The 20,588-nt window shown below is 70.0% G+C and carries 16 protein-coding genes and 2 pseudogenes; 10 read left to right on the top strand and 8 right to left on the bottom strand.

The window, feature by feature from the left end; genetic code table 11:
- The first annotated feature begins 91 nt into the window (after nucleotides 1-91).
- The 4 genes from ACZ4FH_RS07175 (at nucleotide 92) to ACZ4FH_RS07160 (ending at nucleotide 5,235) form a co-directional block, all read left to right on the top strand.
- Nucleotides 92-931: a TIM barrel protein gene (locus tag ACZ4FH_RS07175; RefSeq protein WP_467302935.1), complete on the top strand. Its 840-nt coding sequence runs from the start codon at nucleotides 92-94 to the stop codon at nucleotides 929-931.
- Between the two features lie 44 nt (nucleotides 932-975).
- A complete protein-coding gene (locus tag ACZ4FH_RS07170; RefSeq protein WP_467302934.1) occupies nucleotides 976-1,875 on the top strand; it encodes a 2-hydroxy-3-oxopropionate reductase in 900 nt (299 codons plus the stop codon).
- A 221-nt stretch (nucleotides 1,876-2,096) separates the two neighbouring features.
- Complete coding sequence (locus ACZ4FH_RS07165) at nucleotides 2,097-3,554, top strand: catalase (RefSeq protein WP_467302933.1); 1,458 nt, start codon at nucleotides 2,097-2,099, stop codon at nucleotides 3,552-3,554.
- A gap of 394 nt (nucleotides 3,555-3,948) precedes the next feature.
- Nucleotides 3,949-5,235, top strand: a complete 1,287-nt coding sequence (locus ACZ4FH_RS07160) for a phospholipase D-like domain-containing protein (protein ID WP_467302932.1) — start codon at nucleotides 3,949-3,951, stop codon at nucleotides 5,233-5,235.
- A 65-nt stretch (nucleotides 5,236-5,300) separates the two neighbouring features.
- On the opposite strand, the gene ACZ4FH_RS07155 is transcribed toward ACZ4FH_RS07160, so the two are convergent.
- Nucleotides 5,301-6,032, bottom strand: coding sequence for a hypothetical protein (locus tag ACZ4FH_RS07155; protein ID WP_467302931.1), 732 nt, complete (start codon nucleotides 6,030-6,032; stop codon nucleotides 5,301-5,303).
- 150 nt (nucleotides 6,033-6,182) lie between these two features.
- Nucleotides 6,183-6,761 (bottom strand): ATP-binding protein, encoded by a 579-nt coding sequence (locus ACZ4FH_RS07150; RefSeq protein WP_467302930.1) that lies wholly within the window; start codon nucleotides 6,759-6,761, stop codon nucleotides 6,183-6,185.
- A gap of 256 nt (nucleotides 6,762-7,017) precedes the next feature.
- On the opposite strand from ACZ4FH_RS07150, the gene ACZ4FH_RS07145 reads away from it, so the two are divergent.
- Nucleotides 7,018-8,442, top strand: coding sequence for a helix-turn-helix domain-containing protein (locus tag ACZ4FH_RS07145; RefSeq protein WP_467302929.1), 1,425 nt, complete (start codon nucleotides 7,018-7,020; stop codon nucleotides 8,440-8,442).
- Between the two features lie 30 nt (nucleotides 8,443-8,472).
- Nucleotides 8,473-9,662: pseudogene (locus ACZ4FH_RS07140) on the top strand (dihydrofolate reductase family protein).
- A gap of 195 nt (nucleotides 9,663-9,857) precedes the next feature.
- Here ACZ4FH_RS07140 and ACZ4FH_RS07135 read toward each other — a convergent pair.
- Nucleotides 9,858-10,694 (bottom strand): alpha/beta fold hydrolase, encoded by an 837-nt coding sequence (locus ACZ4FH_RS07135; protein ID WP_467302927.1) that lies wholly within the window; start codon nucleotides 10,692-10,694, stop codon nucleotides 9,858-9,860.
- A 293-nt stretch (nucleotides 10,695-10,987) separates the two neighbouring features.
- Between ACZ4FH_RS07135 and ACZ4FH_RS07130 the strand changes: the two genes are divergently transcribed.
- Nucleotides 10,988-11,521, top strand: a complete 534-nt coding sequence (locus ACZ4FH_RS07130) for a GNAT family N-acetyltransferase (protein ID WP_467302926.1) — start codon at nucleotides 10,988-10,990, stop codon at nucleotides 11,519-11,521.
- Nucleotides 11,522-11,685: 164 nt separating this feature from the next.
- Here the strand turns inward: ACZ4FH_RS07130 and ACZ4FH_RS07125 are convergent, their stop codons facing one another.
- From ACZ4FH_RS07125 to gcl, 3 genes and pseudogenes are all read right to left on the bottom strand, one after another.
- A complete protein-coding gene (locus tag ACZ4FH_RS07125) occupies nucleotides 11,686-12,669 on the bottom strand; it encodes a GNAT family N-acetyltransferase (protein WP_467302924.1) in 984 nt (327 codons plus the stop codon).
- 49 nt (nucleotides 12,670-12,718) lie between these two features.
- Nucleotides 12,719-13,051, bottom strand: a pseudogene (locus ACZ4FH_RS07120) (transposase); the annotation flags it as partial.
- Between the two features lie 228 nt (nucleotides 13,052-13,279).
- Nucleotides 13,280-15,064, bottom strand: a complete 1,785-nt coding sequence (gene gcl, locus ACZ4FH_RS07115) for a glyoxylate carboligase (protein WP_467302923.1) — start codon at nucleotides 15,062-15,064, stop codon at nucleotides 13,280-13,282.
- Between the two features lie 284 nt (nucleotides 15,065-15,348).
- On the opposite strand from gcl, the gene ACZ4FH_RS07110 reads away from it, so the two are divergent.
- The 3 genes from ACZ4FH_RS07110 (at nucleotide 15,349) to ACZ4FH_RS07100 (ending at nucleotide 17,171) form a co-directional block, all read left to right on the top strand.
- The gene (locus tag ACZ4FH_RS07110; RefSeq protein WP_467302922.1) at nucleotides 15,349-16,233 is read left to right on the top strand and encodes a hypothetical protein; all 885 of its coding nucleotides are present in this window, start codon (nucleotides 15,349-15,351) and stop codon (nucleotides 16,231-16,233) included.
- A 46-nt stretch (nucleotides 16,234-16,279) separates the two neighbouring features.
- Nucleotides 16,280-16,864 (top strand): GNAT family N-acetyltransferase, encoded by a 585-nt coding sequence (locus tag ACZ4FH_RS07105; protein ID WP_467302920.1) that lies wholly within the window; start codon nucleotides 16,280-16,282, stop codon nucleotides 16,862-16,864.
- A 76-nt stretch (nucleotides 16,865-16,940) separates the two neighbouring features.
- Nucleotides 16,941-17,171: a hypothetical protein gene (locus ACZ4FH_RS07100; protein WP_467302919.1), complete on the top strand. Its 231-nt coding sequence runs from the start codon at nucleotides 16,941-16,943 to the stop codon at nucleotides 17,169-17,171.
- 30 nt (nucleotides 17,172-17,201) lie between these two features.
- On the opposite strand, the gene ACZ4FH_RS07095 is transcribed toward ACZ4FH_RS07100, so the two are convergent.
- Nucleotides 17,202-18,851: an AMP-binding protein gene (locus ACZ4FH_RS07095; RefSeq protein ID WP_467302918.1), complete on the bottom strand. Its 1,650-nt coding sequence runs from the start codon at nucleotides 18,849-18,851 to the stop codon at nucleotides 17,202-17,204.
- Nucleotides 18,848-20,524, bottom strand: coding sequence for an AMP-binding protein (locus tag ACZ4FH_RS07090; protein ID WP_467302917.1), 1,677 nt, complete (start codon nucleotides 20,522-20,524; stop codon nucleotides 18,848-18,850). The genes ACZ4FH_RS07095 and ACZ4FH_RS07090 overlap by 4 nt, the downstream gene beginning before the upstream one ends.
- Nucleotides 20,525-20,588 lie beyond the last annotated feature (64 nt).

Genomic DNA, 20,588 nt, shown 5'->3' with positions numbered 1-20,588 from the left:
GGACACCCCTTGACAGCCACCCATCCATCCCGGCAACCTTCCATTAAGCAGAAACAAACTTCCGCAATACGGAAGGAGCGCCGACACCCTCATGGGCTACCCGGACCAGCGCTTCGATGTGAACCTGTCGATCCTCTTCACGGAACTCCCGCTCCTGGAGCGCCCCGCGGCCGCCGCCGCGGCGGGCTTCACCGCGGTCGAGCTGTGGTGGCCGTGGATCGACGACCCCACCCCCGAGCAGGCCGAGCTCGACGCCCTCAAGAAGGCGCTCGACGACGCCGGCACCCGGCTCGTGGGCCTGAACTTCTACGCCGGACGGCTGCCCGGCCCCGACCGCGGCGCGCTCTCCGTGCCGGGCGAGGAGTCCGACCGCTTCCGCGCCAACATCGAGGTGGCGGCGGACTTCGCCGCCTCGGTCGGCTGCACGGCGCTCAACGCGCTGTACGGCAACCGGATCGACGGCGTCGACCCGGCCGTCCAGGACGCGCTCGCCCTGGAGAACCTGACCGCGGCCGCCCGCGCCGCCGACCGGATCGGCGCGGTCCTGTTGATCGAGACCCTGAACAGGCCGGAGTCCCCGGACTATCCGCTGGTGAGCGCGGAGGCGGCGATCGAGGTCGTCGACCGGGTCAACGCGGCGACCGGTCTCGGCAACGCGAAGTTCCTGCTGGACCTGTACCACCTGTCGATGAACGGCGAGGACCTCGGCCGGGTGATCGCCGCGTACGCGAGCCGGACCGGTCACGTCCAGATCGCCGACAACCCGGGGCGCGGCGCGCCCGGCACCGGCTCGCTCCCGCTGGAGCGGCTGCTCGACGAGCTGACGAAGGCCGGGTACGAGGGCTGGGTCGGCCTGGAGTACAAGCCCGGCGACCGGCCGAGCGCCGCGTCCTTCGACTGGCTCCCGGCCACCGCGCGGGCCGCCCGCTGAGCGCGGCGGCCCCCCGTACACACGCTGAATCGGAAGGCACCCTCATGAGCAACAACCTCCCCAAGGTCGCGTGGATCGGGCTCGGCATCATGGGCTCGCCCATGTCCGAGAACCTGATCAAGGCCGGGTACGACGTCACCGGCTACACCCTGGAGCAGGACAAGATCGACCGGCTGGCCGCGGCCGGCGGCACCGGCGCCCCCTCGATCGCCGACGCGGTCCGGGACGCGGACGTCGTCATCACGATGGTGCCCGCGTCCCCGCAGGTCGAGGCGGTCGCGTACGGCCCGGACGGCATCCTGGAGAACGTCCGGCGCGGCACCCTGCTGATCGACATGTCCTCGATCACCCCGCAGACCTCCGTGGACCTGGCGAAGAACGCCGCCGAGAAGGGCGTCCGGGTCCTGGACGCCCCCGTGTCGGGCGGCGAGGCCGGGGCGATCGAGGCCGTGCTGTCCATCATGGTGGGCGGCGAGCAGGCCGACTTCGACGCGGCGAAGCCGCTCCTCGAAGCCCTCGGGAAGACCATCGTGCTCTGCGGCCCGCACGGCTCCGGCCAGACGGTGAAGGCGGCCAACCAGCTGATCGTCGCGGTCAACATCCAGGCCTGCGCCGAGGCCGTGGTCTTCCTGGAGAAGTCCGGCGTCGACCTCGGCGCGGCGCTGGACGTCCTGAACGGCGGCCTCGCCGGTTCGACCGTCCTGACCCGCAAGAAGGACAACTTCCTCAACCGGGACTTCGCCCCGGGCTTCCGGATCGACCTGCACCACAAGGACATGGGCATCGTCACCGACGCCGCCCGCAACGTCGGTGCCGCGCTGCCCGTCGGCGGCGTGGTCGCCCAGCTCGTCGCCTCGCTGCGCGCGCAGGGCGACGGCGGCCTGGACCACTCGGCGCTGCTGCGCTCGGTGGAACGCCTCTCGGGCGGGTCCGTCCGGGCCTGACCCGGCCCCGCCCCCACTGACTTCCGGACGGTGCCGGCGCTGACACCTGTCCTGTCGCGCCCAGGCGCCGGCACCGTCCGGAACACCACGCTTCTCCCTCCCCCTCAAGAAATTCAACAAACTGTTGACGTCGGGTTCGGGGCGTATCTACGCTCCTGGAGCCCCCAGGGGGTGTCTCGTCGCAGTTCAGCAGCTCCCGTACGGAAGGTCGCCCCGACACCATGACGCAGCGTGTGCTTACGACCGAGTCCGGCGCCCCGGTCGCCGACAACCAGAACTCCGCCACCGCCGGCGTCGGTGGCCCGATCCTCCTCCAGGACGGCCATCTCCTGGAGAAGCTGGCCCGCTTCAACCGGGAGCGCATCCCGGAGCGCGTGGTGCACGCCCGGGGCTCCGGCGCGTACGGCTACTTCGAGGTGACCGACGACGTCACCGGCTTCACCCGCGCCGACTTCCTCTCCGAGGTGGGCCGCCGCACCGAGACGTTCATCCGCTTCTCCACCGTCGCCGACTCGCTCGGGGGCGCGGACGCGGTGCGCGACCCGCGCGGCTTCGCGCTCAAGTTCTACACGGACGAGGGCAATTACGACCTCGTCGGCAACAACACCCCGGTGTTCTTCATCAAGGACCCGATCAAGTTCCCCGACTTCATCCACTCGCAGAAGCGCGACCCGTTCACGGGCCGTCAGGAGCCGGACAACGTCTGGGACTTCTGGGCGCACGCACCGGAGGCCACCCACCAGGTCACCTGGCTGATGGGCGACCGCGGCATACCCGCCTCGTACCGGCACATGAACGGCTACGGCTCGCACACCTACCAGTGGACGAACGCCGAGGGCGACGCGTACTTCGTGAAGTACCACTTCAAAACGAACCAGGGCGTGCGCTCCCTCTCCGCCGACCAGGCCGCCGAACTCGTCGGCAAGGACGGCAGCTCGCACCAGACGGACCTGCTCCAGGCCATCGAGCGCGGCATGAACCCGTCCTGGACGCTGTACGTGCAGCTCATGCCGGCAGCCGAGGCGGCGGACTACCGCTTCAACCCGTTCGACGTGACGAAGGTGTGGCCGCACGCGGACTACCCGCTCCAGCGGGTGGGCCGGCTGGTGCTGGACCGCAACCCGGACAACGTCTTCGCGGAGGTCGAGCAGGCCGCGTTCTCCCCGAACAACTTCGTGCCCGGCATCGGCCCGTCCCCGGACAAGATGCTCCAGGGCCGCCTCTTCGCCTACGCGGACGCGCACCGCTACCGCCTCGGCGTCAACCACACCCACCTCCCGGTGAACGCCCCGCGCACCGCGACCGTCGACAACTACGGCCGCGACGGCCTCCACGCCACCCGCAACGGCTCGCGCCACGACAAGAACTACGAGCCCAACTCGTACGCGGGCCCCGCCCAGACGGACGCCCCGCACTCCGCCCCCCTCGCCGTCCACGGCTGGACCGGCACGCACGCCGCCCCCGCCCACACCAAGGACGACGACTTCTTCCAGGCGGGCGAGCTGTACCGCCTGATGTCCGACGACGAGAAGGCCCGGCTGATCGCCAACATCGCCGGGGGCCTCTCCCAGGTCACCCGTGACGACGTCATCGAGAAGAACCTGGCCCACTTCCACGCGGCCGACCCCGAGTACGGGGCCCGCGTGGAGGAGGCGGTCCGCGCCCTCCGCGAGGACTGACCTCCCACCCCACAGACCCTGCCCGTGCCGACCGCGCCCACCCGGATGAGGGGTTCGCGCACGGCACGGGCAGGACGAGGCCGCGGCGGTGGTGCGATACCAGTGCGGTGGTACGGGGCGGCGGCGTTCCGGTTCCTGACCTGAAGCAGCCGGACACCGCCCCCTCCCGCACCACCGCCGCGGCCCCTGTCACCTCCCGGAACCAGGGCGTGGAGTACGGATACGGTCCCGTACTCCACGCCCTTTTCCCGTGCCCCGGCGACACGGCCCCCGAGCCGGGTGACTCCGCGTCGAAGTCGTGCTTTGCTGACCCGGTTTGACGGACCGAGAGACGCACGGCCCGCGCACAGCATCCCGCGCGGACGCACCGCACCAGGAAAGAGGAAAGCCGACGATGATACCGCCGCTCACCAGAACCCGTTCATGGTCCCTGTCCCGGTGGTCCGCCTCCCCGCGCTCCTCCGCACCGCGCTCCGCGCCCGGCAGGCGCGCGGCCGGCGTGCTGCTCGCCGCCTCCGCCTGCGTGGCCGCGCTGCTCGTCCCCGCGCAGACCGCCGCCGCGGCGACCGTCCCCACCGGCCCGGTCTTCAACAAGCCGACCGGCACCACCACCGAGCAGCAGACCATCCGCGCCCAGGTCCGCTCCGTCATCGCGAACGCGGACAGCGGCTCGGTCCTCCGCCTCGCGATGTACCACCTCTGGGACGAGACCGTCGCCACGGAACTCGGCGCCGCGAAGGCCCGGGGTGTCAACGTCAAGGTCGTCCTCGACGAGAGCACCCTCGACTACCCGGCCTCCTACGACCTCCTCAAGAGCAGCCTCGGCACCAGCACCTCCGCCGCCTCCTGGGTCGCCCTCTGCGCCAAGGGCCGCTCCTGCCTCGGCACGGCCACGAGCGGCATCAACCACAACAAGTTCCTGCTCGCGAGCAGCGTCGGCGACGGCGCCCAGAAGAACGTCGTCGTTCAGCTCACCTCGAACCTGACGCCGTCCAACTACAGCCGCTACTGGAACAGTTCGGTCACCGTCGCCGGCAACACCGCCCTGTACGACGGCTACGTGGACTACTTCACGCGTCTCCCGGCCCAGAACCGCACCGCCTGGTCGTACACGTACGGCAACGCCGGCGACTACAAGTACTACTTCTTCCCCCGCGCGGGCAGCGACAACACCACGGACACCATCGTCAACGCGATGGACAACATCACCTGCCGCTACACCGACTCCGCCGGCACCGCCCGCCGCACCACCGTCCACGCCGCCATGCTCAAGATCACCCGCCAGGGCGTCGCCGACAAGCTCCGCGCCCTCGCCGGCCAGGGCTGCCTCGTCGACCTCGTCTACAGCGAGACCGACTCCGGCACCTGGACCGCCCTCCACGGCGTCTCCGGCCTCACCAACCGCTGCTACCAGCACGACAACGACGGCGACTCCACCACGCCCAACCGGATCGTCCACTCCAAGAACTGGATGGTCGACGGCATGTACGCCGGCACGGTCCAGAAGGTGATGTTCACCGGCAGCCACAACTGGAGCGGCCCCGCCCTCCGCAACAACGACGAGGCCATGCTCCGCATCACCACCCCCTCCGTCTTCGACGCCTTCGAAGCCAACTTCCAGGCCACCCGCGCCGCCGCCGTCCCCGGCACCAGCGACAACGTGGCGGTCTGCAAGAGCTGACGACGACCGCCACTCCGAACGAGAGGGGCACCTACGGATCTCCGTAGGTGCCCCTTCCTTGAGCCTCAGGCGGAGTTGGCGGGAAGCGGCCCGCATTCTGCCGATGCAGCGGTCCGGTGCAGCGTGTCCGCGAGCAGCAGCGCGTCATCGGCGTCCAGGTAATCGAAGCGGATGCGGTTGCCCCCGTACTGGCTGCGGCAGTGTCCGCAGGTGGGCACCGACTCGACGAGCAGACCCTGCCCGCTCGCGGGGATCACCCGCTCCAGTTCCCGGGCGAACCGCTCGTGGTCGTGCCAGTCCCCGAGGTCGAGGTCGCGCAGGACCGACTCGTCGCCGCCGAGGCGGCGGTAGAGCAGCGTGGCCGCGTCCGTATCGAGCATGCCGAGGTCGATGAGGTCCCGGTTCCCCGTGGCCTGGAGGTCGAGATGCCGCTCGATGCCGATGCGGGCCAGGGCACGGTGCAGTTGCAATGCCGCGTTCTGCACCTCGGAGAGCCGGGTCTCGATCAGCCGCCCGAGGGACCGGACCGCTTCTTCCGAGGGCAGGGTGAGAAGCAGTTCGTGGCCGGGGCACGGCAGGGGCTGTTCCAGGCGCGCCACCTCGGCGGCGATGCCCTCGGCGAGCAGGTGGGCCCGCACGTCTCCGTGTGTCCAGGGGTGGGCGACCGAGGGAGTCAACCGCAGGCGCCGGCCGCCGGGCGCGGGGCCTTCCTCCCACTCGAAGTCGAGACCGGCGTACTCCAGGGCAAGTTTCAGGGCGTGGGGCGCGGCCATCGCGGTCGTCAGCGAATTCGTCATCGGGTAGTCCTCATGAGATGGGGCGAACGCCCGCTTGTGTGTGCGGCGACAAGCCGCACGGGGACGTGCTGGCGCAGAGGCGTGCTGCGCGGACGGAAGAAGGTGTCCGTCGCTCGTTGGCGCTGACGCCCGGCCAGTCGGGCGGGGCGCTCAGAGATCCTTGATGCCGACGAGCACGCGACCGATCAGGTTCGGGTCGGCCCGTCCGGCATCGGGTACGTGGCGGCCATCGGATTCGGGCAGGCCCGGAGACGACAGGGAAGCGTCGCGGCCGGCCCTCGGCCCCGCAACGGCGAGTGCGATCTCGGCCCACACCACTTTGCCCGGCGCACTCCGAGCCGGGTAGTAGCCCCAGGCCCTGCTCATGACCGCCACAATGAAGATCCCGCGCCCGCCCGTCGCGTCCACGCCGACCTCCTTGAGAACGGGCGGCCTCGCATCGCGGTCCCACACCGACACCCTGACTGCGTCGGGCCCGGCCTCCAGCAACAGCTCGAAGGTCTGACTGCCGCCCCGCGACGAGACCGGAGGCGTCGACGACGCGCCTTCCTCCGAGTGCCGCACGGCATTGGTCGTCAGCTCCGACACCAGGAGCTGCGCCGTCTCGACGGTGCCGGAGGACACTCCCCAGCCCGACAGAACATCGGCAGTGTGCAGCCGCGCCAGAGCCACGGCGTTGGGCGTGTCCGCCAACGCGAGCCGGTTGCTCCGGGGCTGTGGGTGGGGCATGGCAGACCTCCCGATGTGCGCATGGATCGATATGCGGCTGAGGGATCACCCGTCGTGATGAGAAGAGGGATCGCCGCTTCGGTCGTCCGGATAGCGTGTGAACGACCCGTGCCACTAGTGAAATCGATGGTCAGGCCCATCGGGAGTCCCCGCACGGGGCCCTACTTGATGGCCCCGTGCGCCCCATGGAGGTCGCTCCGGCGCCATGACAATCGGTCGACGCCAACCAATCCGTCGCAACACGAGAGGAGGAACCATGGGGCAGCGGCCGAATGAACTGACACCCGATGCCGGCCCGTGGCACCGCTGGGGTTACGAGTTACGTCAGTTCCGTGAAGCCCGCGGACTCGCTCAGCAGGTACTCGCCCGAAGGGCGTTGCTCGACCGCTCCCACATCGGGCGCTTCGAGCGTGCCGAACGTCCCGTTCCACGCTCCGCCGCCGTGCGTCTCGACAAGGCACTGGATGCTGCCGGTGCATTGGTACGTGGTTGGGAGAGGGCCGAACTTGAGGCCCTGAGCAACGGCTCCGCTTCGGTGTCCATGGCCGAGACGTCGGTTCATGGGGCCAGGCCCCGTAGGCATGGGGCCATGCATGCGAAGCCCCTGGTTCTGAGTCCCTACGAGCAGGCAGGCTTGGGCGAGGGCGACACGGACCTGGTCGTCGTACCGGCTCGTATCAATGGAAGGATCCGCTTCGTGCCCGTGCCCCGCCGCGTTGTCCTTGCCTCCGGGCTCGCCGGCCTGGCCTCAACGGCTCTTCCCACAAGAGCGGCAGCCGCTGACGAACCCGCCGACATGGGGTCTCCTCTGGAGCACTTCTCCCAACTCCGCCGAGTCATGATCCAGACGGACAATCTGATCGGCCCTCGATATCTACTGCCCGCGTTGCAACAGCATCTCGCCGCGCTCTCGATCCGCCGCCGATCCGCACGCGGAACCGATGCGACAAGGCTTCTCTCTCTGGAGACGCGGTACGAGGAACTGGGAGGCTGGTTCGCCCAGGACATGGGTGACGACCGCGCCGCCCACGGACACACCGCCAAGGCGCTCGACGCCTCCCACATCACCGGTGACACCGGCCTCACCGCGTACGTCCTCGGACGCAAGGCCCAACTCGCGGTCGATACGGGATACGCGGCCGACGCACTCGGGCTCGCTGCCGCCGCCCGGCGTACTGCGCCTTCAGGAAGCCGCCTCGAAGTCATCGCCGTCGTGCACGAGGCGCATGCCCACGCCGTGCTGGGCGAAGGCGGTGAAGCACAGCGAGCGTACGACACCGCATTCACGCTTCTGGGTCGTGCGGACGCCGACTCGGTATGGGGCTCTTGGCTCGATGCGGCGTACATCGATACCGCCCGCGCCCGCTCTCTTGCTGCCTTGGGTGACTTCGAACAGGCGGCAATCGGCTTCGACAACGCTATTGCAGGGCTTCCGGCCACCTATCGGCGAGACCGCGGCGTCTACCTGGCTCGTGCTGCACGCGCGCACGCGGGAGCCGGAAACGTGGTCCTGGCCGCTCGCATCGGAACACAGGCTGTGGGGATCGCCGCCGAGACCGGTTCCGCGCGCATCTACAAACAACTCGACCGGCTCGACCATGCATTGGCCCCCGCAACAGGTGAGGACGGCGTCGACGAATTCCGAGCCGCGCTCGACCGCATCGTCCTGCACCCTGCCTGACCCACCGACGCCGGAATCCTGGAGACCCCCATGCCACGCCCGTACGTCCTGCTCTCAGCAGCCGTATCGATCGACGGCCACCTCGACACCCGTCCGGGCGAGGACCGACTCATGCTGTCCAACAAGGCGGACTTCGACCGGGTCGACTCAGTACGGGCCAGCGTCGACGCCATCCTCGTCGGCGCCGGGACGCTACGCGCCGACAACCCACGCCTCCTGGTCAACTCGGCACAGCGCAGGGCGGCCCGGCTGGCTTCCGGCCGGTCGGAGTACCCGTTGAAGGTCACCGTCACCGCAACGGGAGACCTCGATCCGGACTGGAAGTTCTGGCACCACGGCGGGGACAAGCTCGTCCTGGCCGCCGGCGACGCGGCCACTGGCAAGGCCCGTGCCGCCCTCGGCAACCTGGCGACGGTCGCCACCATCCCCACCGAGGACGGATGGCCGGCCGCTCTCGACATCCTGGGCGAGGTGTACGGCATCGAGCGGCTCATGGTGGAAGGCGGCGGAACCGTTCACACCCAGCTCCTGGCGGCGGGCTTGGCCGACGAACTCCACCTCGTGGTCGCCCCGCTGCTCGTCGGCCAGCCGGACGCCGTACGCATGCTCGGCGCCGCCCACTACCCGGGCGGCCCCGACGCGCGACTTCGGCTGCTGGAGACGCGTCAGATCGGCGACGTGGTACTCCTGAGGTACGCCCCCAAGGACACCTCGACGGAGCCACGATGAGCACCACGCACCCTTCGCCCGATGCCCCGGGCACCGGCCGCGAGCCGAACGCGGCCGATGGCAGATGGCTCGGCCTCGCTTGCGCACTCGCCTCGCTGTGCCCGCCGTCGGACACCGCGTTCAGTGTGGGGGCCGTCATCGTCGCCGCAGACGGGACCGAGCTTGCCCGCGGCCACTCCCGGGAGAGCGATCCCCACGACCATGCCGAGGAAGCCGCCCTGGCCAGGCTGGCTCCCCAGGATCCCCGCCTCACCGACGCCACGATCTACAGCTCCCTGGAACCCTGCGCGAAACGCGCGTCCCGCCCTCGCCCCTGTGCCCAGCTCATCAAAGAGGCCGGTCTGCGACGCGTCGTCACGGCATGGAGTGAGCCGGACACGTTCGTCGCCGGGGCGAATGGGACCGAGACGCTTGAAGGCGCCGGCGTGACGGTTGTGGCGATGCCCGCATTCCTGGATGCCGCGCAGGCCCCCAATCTTCATCTGCTGTGACCATCAGTCATGCCATCAGACCCGCTCTCCCCAGAGCGGTTAGGGCGCGCAGGCGCTCATCAATCGGGTTCGCCCGAAGGCTGTCCCGTACGTTGCGGTCGTTCGGGTGTTCGGCGGCCAGTCGCGGGTGGGTCGCACTCCTCTCCAGGTGCCAGGAGAGGTGCCAAGCGCCGCCGAACCGCTCGAACGACCGGCTCATCCCTGGATGAACTCGATGATCTGCGGGGCGATCTTCTTCGGGGCCATGACGACGGCGCCGTGGTTGAGTCCGGGCAGGGTGCGGTGGTCGGCCTGCGGCAGGATCTCGGTGACGGCGAGGGCGGCGCGCCGGAATGCGGCCGGGCTCTTGCCACCGGTCAGCACGCGGGTGCGTATGCCCACCCCTTTCCACTCCTCCGGATCGAGCGGCTTGCCCTGCTGGGTATCGCCCATGACCGCGATGTCGTAGGGCAGGGTGCGGGCCAGCCTGGTGAGGTTTGCCCACATCTTCGGCATGAGCCTGATGAAGAACACGGCGATGCCGGGCATGCCCTGCACCCTTGTCATGAAGTACGTGACCGCGTCGCCGTGCCGGCCTTCCGCAAGGAGCGCGGTGATCTGCTGCGCGAGATCCTTGGGCGGTCCGTCGTCGCCCTCGGCGACCACGAACGGCGGTTCGTACAGAGCCAAGCGGTCGACGTTCACTCCGGCCGCGGCCGCGCGCAGGGCAAGCACCGCTCCGGAGGACGACCCGAACAGCGACGCCGAACCGCCGACGTGTTCGACCAACGCGACGATGTCTTCAATCTCGCGGTCAGGGGCGTAATCAAGAGTGTCACCGCTGGCACCCCGCCCGCGCCGGTCGTAGTTGATGACCGTGAAGTGCTGGGCGAGGAGGGCCGCGAGCTTGGTCGTGTCCGAGCGGTCCGCCAATGCCGAGGCGACCAGGACGACGGCCGGACCGCTGCCCGACAGCTCGAACGCGATCTCGGTGCCGTCGGCGGAGACGACGCGGGCCTCGGCTCCGGCCGACTGCTCTCGCGCTGTTGCCATGTTTCTCTCTCCGGTTCACGTAGGGGCCGTACCGCTGGTGTGTGCGTTACTTCCCATAGGACGTCCGCAGCGCAGAGAACTCATCGGTGCGCCAGGCGTCCGGCGCCGAAGCCGTCATGCTGTGGAGAGGACGGCCCTCTCGCGCAAGATTGAGGGCCTTGGGGTCGCAGCCGGCAGGTGGCGGCCTACCGGCGCTGGAAGTTCCTCCGCGACTGCCGTCTCAGGGGCGATGGCGTCCGCCACGCGACGAATACCGCAAGACAACCCGAAGGACCACGCTGGACAATGCCCAGGTGGACTTCGTGATCGACACCCCCCGAGTGGAGGACGCCCCAGCCCTCGCCCACACGCTCCTGGCGGCCTGGCTCCTGACGTATCCCAACCAGGACGCAGGGATCGACGAGGCATGGATCCGGGCGCAGCGCGGCAATGTGGTCACCGACGAGGGCGTTGCCCAGTGGCGGGAGTTCATCGAGGAGGCTGAGCGCCGGCCCGCCCATCTCTTCTGCCGTGTCGTGCGCCAGGGGGACGAGATCATCGGCTTCCTGTGCGGGCGCCGCGACGAGGCGTTCAGTCTCGGACCGATGTACCTGCTGCCCCAGGCGCAGGGCCGAAGCATCGGGCGCGACTTGATGACGGCATTCCTCGCCTGGGCCGACGACGCGCCCATCCGCCTGTGGGTGACCGCCTACAACGAGCGGGCCATCAACTTCTACCGGCGCTACGGGTTCGAAAACACCGGCGAGCGGCACCTGTGGCGGGACAAACTGCCGAACCTCCGCATGGCCCGGACCGGCCCGCCGGAAGAACGAGAAGACCAGCACTGATCGGCTGCACTCCGGCGCCTGAGCACGCGAAGCGATCGGCATCTTCACGTCTGCCCACCGCAGGATGGAAAGGGCTCGCTGTCCATCCCTCACGCAGATGCAGCGATGGCGACGAGGAATGGTCAGATTCTGTGGACCGACCGGACAGTCCCATGACCGGTCGATCAAGCGAGCGGCTTGCGGTAGCGGACATACTCGTTCTGTCTCCGGAACCCCACGCTCTCGTAGAGATCGTAGGATCGGTGCGGATTTGCCGTGCCCGTGTACAACCTGGCAGTCGTTGCACCCTGCTCGCGAAGGCTTCGCAGCCCGTCCAGCAGCAGGATCCGGCCGATTCCGAGGCGTCGCTGGTCCGCTCGGACACTCAGCTCTTCGACCTCGCCCACGGTGCGGTCGTGGCCGCGGATGGAGCACAGGGCCACGCCGAGCATGTCCTGCCCGTTCCAGGCAGCCCTCCAACATGCCGGGTCGGCGGTGTCGACGAAGTCCTGGAAGGACCATTTCTGAGTGAAACCGGTGTCCGCATACGAATCGACGACCGTACTCCAGGCCGCGCGGTAGTGGCTGGTCCCGATCGGCCCCGTCCGTATCCCGGCGGGGAGTTCGCTGGCCGGCTCGGGCACCTGCTGCAGATCGCCCAGCTCCAGCTCGACCAGACTGAACACACGTCGGTAGCCGGCTGCGCGCAGGAGCGCCGTGGCGTCCTGCTCGGAGGCCATGGCGTTCGCACCGATCACTGCCGTCCGCGCCGTTCCATGTTCTTCGACGAGCTGGCGGATCCGCTCTTCGGCCCAGCGCAGCATGGCTGAGCCGATCCCCTGGCCGCGATGCTCGGGCAAGAGGTAACCGCGGTGCAGGTACAGCCACGTATCGTCCCGCTCCTGCCACCACCGGATGGTCGAGTAGCCGACGACGCTCCCGTCGCGCACCACCAGAACCTGGTTCTTGGACGGCTCGTCCAGCTTGGCAGAGGCCTCGGCGATCTCGGCGGCTGTCGGGAGCCCTTCCACAACCGAACGGGCGTCGACCCGGTCCCGTTCGACACAATCCAGCCGCACCGCGGCCATGGCGCCGTGGTCCTCGTCGCCCCGATACGGCCGGAACCCGAAGCCGGCTGGGAGGTCCTGTCCTGGCGTGTCATCCGACATGATCGGATGATCTCGAACTTTGAGGCAGGTCTGCCACCCTGTTCATGATTCATGCTGCGGTCGTCTGCGGCCGTTCCCCGGGGTAGCCGCGTTCGAAGCGGTCTCCGACTCGGACGAGGGCAACGAGGTGGGGTGCATTCACGGCCCGCCAGCGGGCCTGGGCCGACTCGACGAGCTTGAACACCCTCGCAAGTGCGGCCGCTCGTGAGCCGGCCCCTTTGGTGACCTTGGTCCGCAGACGGACGGTCGCGAAGGTCGACTCGATCGGGTTGGTCGTCCTCAGGCGGACCCAGTGCTCGGCGGGGAAGTCGCAGAAGGCCAGTCGTTCGTCATCGTCATCGTCATCGTCATCGTCATCGGTGATCTTCTTGACGGCCTTGGGGGCTTCTTCGACCACGGTCTGATCGGGAGAACGCAGTCGGGGGAGGAATGCCTTCTTGCCGAATCCCGGCTGGTGACGGTGAGGGCGCTCCGGGACTCGAACTGACCTCCCCCGGTACACGTCACTTGGCCGTCGGGCTTCCGTGCCCCGGGCCGACACGTCGTCCCGGGGGTGCCTGCGGACCTCCGCACCCACCCCCGGGACCACCGTGACCGCGGCCCGCCGGACTCAGCCCGTCGCCAACGGCCTGATCGCCGTGGGCGCGTGACCCGGTTCCGTCGCCAGGTCCTCGAACTCGTTCACCGAGGCGATGTCCGTGCCGCTCATCGCGATGTTGGTGACGCGTTCCAGGATGGCCTCGACGACGACCGGGACGCGGAATTCCGCCGCCAGCTTCTTGGCCTCCTCGAAGGCGGGGAGGAGGGCGTCGGGTTCCGTCACGCGGATGGCCTTGCAGCCGAGGCCTTCGACGACCTTGACGTGGTCGACGCCGTAGACGCCGAGTTCCGGGGAGTTGAGGTTCTCGAACTCCAGGTTGACCTGGAAGTCGATGTCGAAGTTGCGCTGGGCCTGGCGGATGAGGCCGAGGTAGGAGTTGTTGACGAGGACGTGGACGTAGGGGATGCGGTGCTGGGCGCCCACCGCCAGTTCCTCCAGCATGAACTGGAAGTCGTAGTCGCCGGAGAGGGCGACGACGGAGCCGTCGGGGTCGGCGGTGGCGACGCCGAGGGCGGCCGGGATGGTCCAGCCGAGGGGGCCCGCCTGGCCGCAGTTGATCCAGTGGCGGGGGCGGTGGACGTGGAGCATCTGGGCGCCGGCGATCTGGGAGAGGCCGATCGTGGTGACGTACCGGGTCTCCGGGCCGAAGGCGCGGTTCATCTCCTCGTAGACGCGCTGGGGCTTCAGGGGGACGTTGTCGAAGTGGGTGCGGCGCTGGAGGGTCGCGCGGCGTTCCTGGGTGGTGGCGGCCCAGGTCGAGCGGTCCTTCAGACGGCCCGCCGTCCTCCGTTCGCGCGCGACCTCCACGAAGAGTTCGAGGGCCGCCTTCGCGTCGGAGACGATGCCGAGGTCCGGGGCGAAGATCTTGCCGATCTGGGTGGGCGCGATGTCGACGTGGACGAAGGTGCGGCCCTGTGTGTAGACGTCGAGTTTGCCGGTGTGGCGGTTGGCCCAGCGGTTGCCGATGCCGAGGACGAAGTCGGATTCGAGGAAGTTCGCGTTGCCGTAGCGGTGGGAGGTCTGGAGGCCGACCATGCCGGCGTTGAGCGCGTGGTCGTCGGGGAGGGTGCCCCAGCCCATGAGGGTGGGGACGACGGGGACGCCGGTGAGTTCGGCGAACTCGACGAGGAGGTCCGAGGCGTCCGCGTTGATGATGCCGCCGCCCGCGACGAGGAGCGGGCGCTCGGAGGCGTTCAGCAGGTCGAGCGCGCGCTCGATCTGCTTGCGGGACGCGGCGGGCTTGTGGACCGGTAGCGGCTCGTAGAGATCGGGGTCGAACTCGATCTCGGTGAGCTGGACGTCGATCGGGAGGTCGATGAGGACCGGGCCGGGGCGGCCCGTGCGCATCAGATGGAAGGCCTGCTGGAAGACGCCGGGGACCTGGGCGGCCTCCAGGACCGTGGTGGCGGCCTTGGTGACCGGGGCGGCGATCGAGGCGATGTCGACGGCCTGGAAGTCCTCCTTGTGGAGGACGGCGGTCGGGGCCTGGCCGGTGATGCAGAGGATCGGGATCGAGTCGGCGATCGCGGAGTACAGGCCCGTGATCATGTCGGTGCCGGCCGGGCCCGACGTACCGATGCAGACGCCGATGTTCCCCGGGCGGGCCCGGGTGTAGCCCTCCGCCATGTGGGAGGCGCCCTCGACGTGGCGGGCGAGCGTGTGATGAACCCCGCCGGCCGCCTTGAGCGCCGCGTAGAAGGGGTTGATCGCGGCGCCCGGCACACCGAACGCGTTGCTGACGCCCTCGCGCTTGAGGATTTCGACTGCCGCGCGGGCAGCGGTCATTCGAGGCATTGAGTGCTCCTGCTCGGACCTGGGTGGAGTCGGGCTCTGTCGCGCCACCTGAGAGCACCAATTCCGCATCACGGAAGTTTGATTCTGTTATACGGAAGTCAATGTAAAGTCCGTCCGGACGGGCGTCAAGGGAGGACGGCGGCCTCCGCGCAGGCGCGGGCCGTGGCGGCGAAGTGGCTCAACTCCCTGCCCAAGGCATCGCTCTTGGTGGAGCATGGGGCACGGAGCGGAGCCGCCCCGGACGGCGGGGGCCGGCCGCGTCCGCGTGCCGGAAGGAGCCCGCGGTGGACGAGGGGGAGCGCAGGGAACAGCTGGAAGGAGCGGTTCCGGTACGGTGCCCGGCCTGCCGCCGCGACCACGCGTACGTCCCGCCCGCCTACACCTGCCCCTGCGGCGCCCCGGCCGTCCCGCCGCTGCTGCGCGGCGCGCCCGTCGCCCCGGTCACCCACCGCACCTGGACCGACGACTGGGTCACCGTGCGCTGTCTCAGCTGCGGCCGGCACGACCAGTGGCCGCAGCCCGAGCTGTGCTGCCCGTGCGGAACCGTGCTGCGCCTCCCCGTCCGGCCCGTGGCCGCCCCCGGCCGTCCCGCAGCAACCCCCGGCCGTCCCGCAGGAACCTCCGGCCCCGCGGCCACCTCCGACCCTTCCGGCTCCCCCGGCCCCGCGGCCACTCCCGACCCTTCCGGCCCCTCCAGCCCTTCCCGGACGGGCCGAACCGGCCCCACGGGCAGAGCGAACGCCACCGGCCCCTCCCACATCCCGCTCCCCCGCACCGCCCCGGCGCCCCGCCCGCCCTTCCGGCCGGTGGCCATCCGCTCCGCGCGGGACGCGGTCGGCACCGCCGCGCGGTATCTGGCCTGGCTGGGCTACCGCGACGTGACCCGGCCCGCCGGACGCCCGGCGTCACGGATCGACCTGCGGGCGGCCGGGGCGATCGCCCAGGTCGACGCCACCACCCGGACCAGCACCCGGCGCGATGTCGAGTGCCTGTGGCTCCACGCGCTCAACTCCTCGGTGACCGGGGTGTTCTTCTCGCTCGCGGGGTACGCCCCGGACGCCAGGGAACGGGCCGACGCACTCGGCGTCCCGCTCTTCACGATGGATCTGACGGGCCGGCCGCGCCCGCTCAACGGCCCGGCCGACGATCTGCTCGGCACCGGCCCCTGAGCCGGGCGCCCGTCGCCCCGCCGGCGGCGGGCGGGATACTCGGAGCATGCGCATCCGTACCGCCCGCAGCACCGACCTCGCCCTGCTCCAGGACATCGAACGCGCCGCCGGCGAACCGTTCCGCGCCCTCGGCATGGCGGCCGTGGCCGACGACGCTCCCCCGCCGCTGGATCTGCTGGACGCCTACCGCGCGGACGGCCGCGCCCGGGTGGTCACCGGCGACGACGACCGGCCGCTCGGCTATCTGCTCGTCGACCGGGTCGACGGCTGCGCCCATGTCGAGCAGGTCTCCGTCCATCCGTCGGCCGCCCGGCGCGGGCTGGGCCGCGCGCTCATCGACGACGCCGAACGGTGGGCGGTGCGCGAGGGGCTGGAGGCGCTGACCCTGACCACGTTCAGGGACGTCCCGTGGAACGCCCCGTACTACGCCCGGCTCGGCTTCCGCGTCCTGGACGGGTCCGGTCCCGGTCGCCCGGACGGTCGGGACTCGGCCCGACCGAACGAATCCGGACTCACCGAGGGCCTGCGCGCCATTCGCGCCGCTGAGGCCCGGCACGGCCTGGACCGGTGGCCACGGGTCTGTATGCGCCGTGACGTGCCGCAGCTCACAGGAACCGGGCGGCCACACTGAGTGCAATCGGTCACGTTCGAGCCAGGGGGACACATTTGTTCGGTGAGTTGTCAGTGGCGGGCTCTAGAGTGGGCACATGGTCTTAACTCCACGGCATTCCACCGCTACGGCACCGTCGCACACCGTCTTCCCCGCCCAGCCGGCCCACCCCGCGGCCGTCGAGGCGAACGAGGCGATCCGTGCGCTCGTCGACGCGCGCGCGGGCCGGGAATGGTCCCCCGTGGAGTCCGCGGCGTACGAGGTCCTGCTGATCGAATGGGCGGCGGCCACGCAGGGCACCGCCGGCGACGTCATAGAAGCCGCCTGACGGCGCCCCTCCCGCTTCCTCCGGTCTCCTCTACTTCCCGTAGTTCTCCCGCAGTTCGATCTTCCGGACCTTCCCGCTGACCGTCATCGGGAAGGCGTCCATGATCTGGAGCAGACGCGGAACCTTGTAGTGCGCCAGCTGCTCGCGGCAGAACTCCCGGATCTCCTCCAGCTCCGGCGGATCGGCCGGGTCGACGGGGATGACGCAGGCCAGGACCTCCTCGCCGTACCGCTCGTCCGCCACCCCCACCACCTGCACATCGGCGACCTTGGGGTGGCGGTAGAGGAACTCCTCGATCTCGCGCGGGTACACGTTCTCGCCGCCCCGGATGATCATGTCCTTGATCCGGCCGACGATCTGCACATAGCCGTCCTCGCGCATCACCGCGAGGTCGCCCGTGTGCATCCAGCGCCCGGCGTCGATGGCCTCCGCCGTCCGCTCCGGCTCCTCCCAGTACCCCAGCATCACGCTGTAGCCCCGGGTGCAGAGTTCACCGGACTCGCCGCGCGGCAGCGTCACCCCGGTCACCGGGTCGACGACCTTCACCTCGATGTGCGGCATCACCCGGCCCACGGTCCCGGTGCGGCGCTCCAGATCGTCGTCGCGGCGGGTCTGGGTCGAGACCGGTGAGGTCTCCGTCATCCCGTAGCAGATGGACACCTCGTCCATGTGCATCTCCGCGACGACCCGCTTCATCACCTCGACCGGGCAGGGAGATCCGGCCATGATGCCGGTGCGCAGCGAGGAGAGGTCGTACGAGGAGAAGTCGGGCAGGTTCAGCTCGGCGATGAACATGGTGGGGACGCCGTACAGCGAGGTGCAGCGCTCCTGTTGGACGGCCGAGAGCACCGCGCCCGCCTCGAACGCGGGGGCCGGGATCACGATGCAGGCGCCGTGCGAGGTGATGCCGAGGTTGCCCATGACCATGCCGAAGCAGTGGTAGAAGGGCACGGGCAGACAGACCCGGTCCTGCTCGGTGTAGGCGACCAGTTCCCCCACGAAGAAGCCGTTGTTGAGGATGTTGTGGTGGGAGAGCGTCGCGCCCTTGGGGAATCCGGTGGTGCCGGAGGTGTACTGGATGTTGATCGGGTCGTCGCAGGACAGCCCGGCCTCCCGCTCCGCGAGCCGCTCGGGGCTCACCGCGGGCGCGGCGGCGAGGAGTTCGTCCCAGGACGGGTCGCCGATGTAGTGCACGGCCCGCAGGGCGGGGCAGCCGGAGCGGACCTCGTCGACCAGGGCCCGGTAGTCGCTGGTGCGGTGGGCGAGCGAGGCGACGAGGAGCGATATCCCGGCCTGCTTGAGCACGTACTCCAACTCGTGCGCCCGGTAGGCGGGGTTGATGTTGACCATCACGGCGCCGATGCGGGCGGTCGCGTACTGGACGAGGACCCACTCCGGGCAGTTGATCGCCCAGATCCCGACCCGGTCGCCCTTGGCCACGCCCGACGCCATCAGCGCGCGGGCCAGTTCGTCGACGGCCGCGCCGAACTCCGCGTACGTCCAGCGCCGCCCCGACGGTACGTCGACCAGCGCCTCCCGGTCCGGATACGCCTCGATCGCGCGGTCGAGGTTGCGCCCGATGGTGTCGCCGAGCAGCGGTGTGGTGCCGGTGCCGTGCGCGTAGGACGGCGGCGGGGACGCGGTGCCCGCGGTGTGCCGGGCGGTCGACGGCTCGCTCATGCCAGGTCCCCCTCGCTGTACTCGGTGCCCGCGCCCCGGGCCGTGGCCTCGCGCAGTTCGATGCGGCGGATCTTTCCGGAGACGGTCTTGGGCAGATCGGCGAACTCCAGCCGGCGGACCCGCTTGTACGGGGCGAGCACGGCCCGGGAGTGCTCGAAGAGCACCTTGGCGGTGCCCGGTCCGGGCTCCCAGCCCTCGGCGAGGACGATGTACGCCTTCGGGACGGCGAGGCGCACCGGGTCGGGGGCGGGCACGACGGCGGCCTCGGCGACGGCCTCGTGCTCCAGCAGGGCGCTCTCCAGCTCGAACGGGGAGATCTTGTAGTCGGAGGCCTTGAAGACGTCGTCCGCCCGGCCGACATAGGTGATGTAGCCGTCGGCGTCGCGGGAGCCGATGTCGCCGGTGCGGTAGTAGCCGCCGGCCATGGCCTCGGCGGTGCGGTCCGGGTCGCCGTGGTAGCCCGTCATCAGGCCGACCGGGTGGCCGGACAGATCGAGCGAGATCTCGCCCTCGACCGCGCCGGGCTCCCCGCTGACCGGGTCGAGCAGAACCACCTGGTAGCCGGGGCTGGGGCGGCCCATCGAACCGGTCTTCAGGACCTGGCCCGGCGAGTTCGCGACCTGGACGGCGGTCTCCGTCTGGCCGAAGCCGTCGCGGATGGTGACGCCCCAGGCGCGCCGGACCGTCTCGATGACCTCCGGGTTGAGCGGTTCGCCGGCCGCGACGACCTCGCGGGGCGGGGTCTTCAGCTGGGAGAGGTCGGCCTGGATGAGCATGCGCCACACGGTGGGCGGGGCGCAGAAGCTGGTGATGCCGGATCGTTCCATCTCCGCCATCAGCCGGCCGGCGTCGAAGCGCGTGTAGTTGTAGATGAAGACGGTCGCCTCGGCGTTCCATGGGGCGAAGAGGTTCGACCAGGCGTGCTTGGCCCAGCCGGGCGAGGAGATGTTGAGGTGGACGTCGCCGGGGCGGAGCCCGATCCAGTACATCGTCGCGAGGTGGCCCACGGGGTAGGAGACGTGGGTGTGCTCGACGAGCTTGGGGCTGGCGGTGGTGCCCGAGGTGAAGTAGAGCATCAGCGGTTCGTCGGCGTCCGTCTCGCGGTCGGCCGTGAACGTCTCCGGCTGGGCGTCGGCCCCGGTGTAGGAGAGCCAGCCCCCGGTCTCGGCGCCGACGCAGATCCGGGTGTAGTCGCCGGGCACCTCGTCGAACTTCCCGGTGTCCGCGTCCCGGACCAGGACGTGGCGGACCCGGCCGCGGTCGACCCGGTCGCGCAGGTCGACGGGGCCGAGCAGCGGCGTCGCGGGGATGACGACGGCGCGCAGCTTCATGGCGGCCAGCGCGGTCTCCCAGAGCTCGACCTGGTTGCCGAGCATCACCAGGATGCGGTCGCCCTCGCGGACGCCCTGGGCGCGGAGCCAGTTCGCCGCCTGGTTGGAGCGGGCGGACATCCGGGCGAAGGACACCTCGGTGCGGTCGCCGTCCTCCTCCACGATGTGCAGGGCGGTGCGGTCGTTGTCCTCGGCGATGACGTCGAACCAGTCGAGCGCCCAGTTGAAGTGCTCGCTGCGGGGCCAGCTGAAGCCCTCGTACGCCGCGGTGTAGTCCTCGCGGTGCTCCAGCAGGAAGTCCCGGGCGGCCCGAAACGTCTCCGTCGCACTGGTTGCCGACATGTGCCCTCCTCGTTGCGGACCCTCGATACGGGCCGGACCGGTCACTTAACATCATGTAAACAGT

This window comes from Streptomyces sp. NPDC024555 (genome assembly GCF_055559335.1).
The sequence above is the reverse complement of the archived record's forward strand: the minus strand, read 5'-3'. Positions and strand labels throughout refer to the sequence as shown.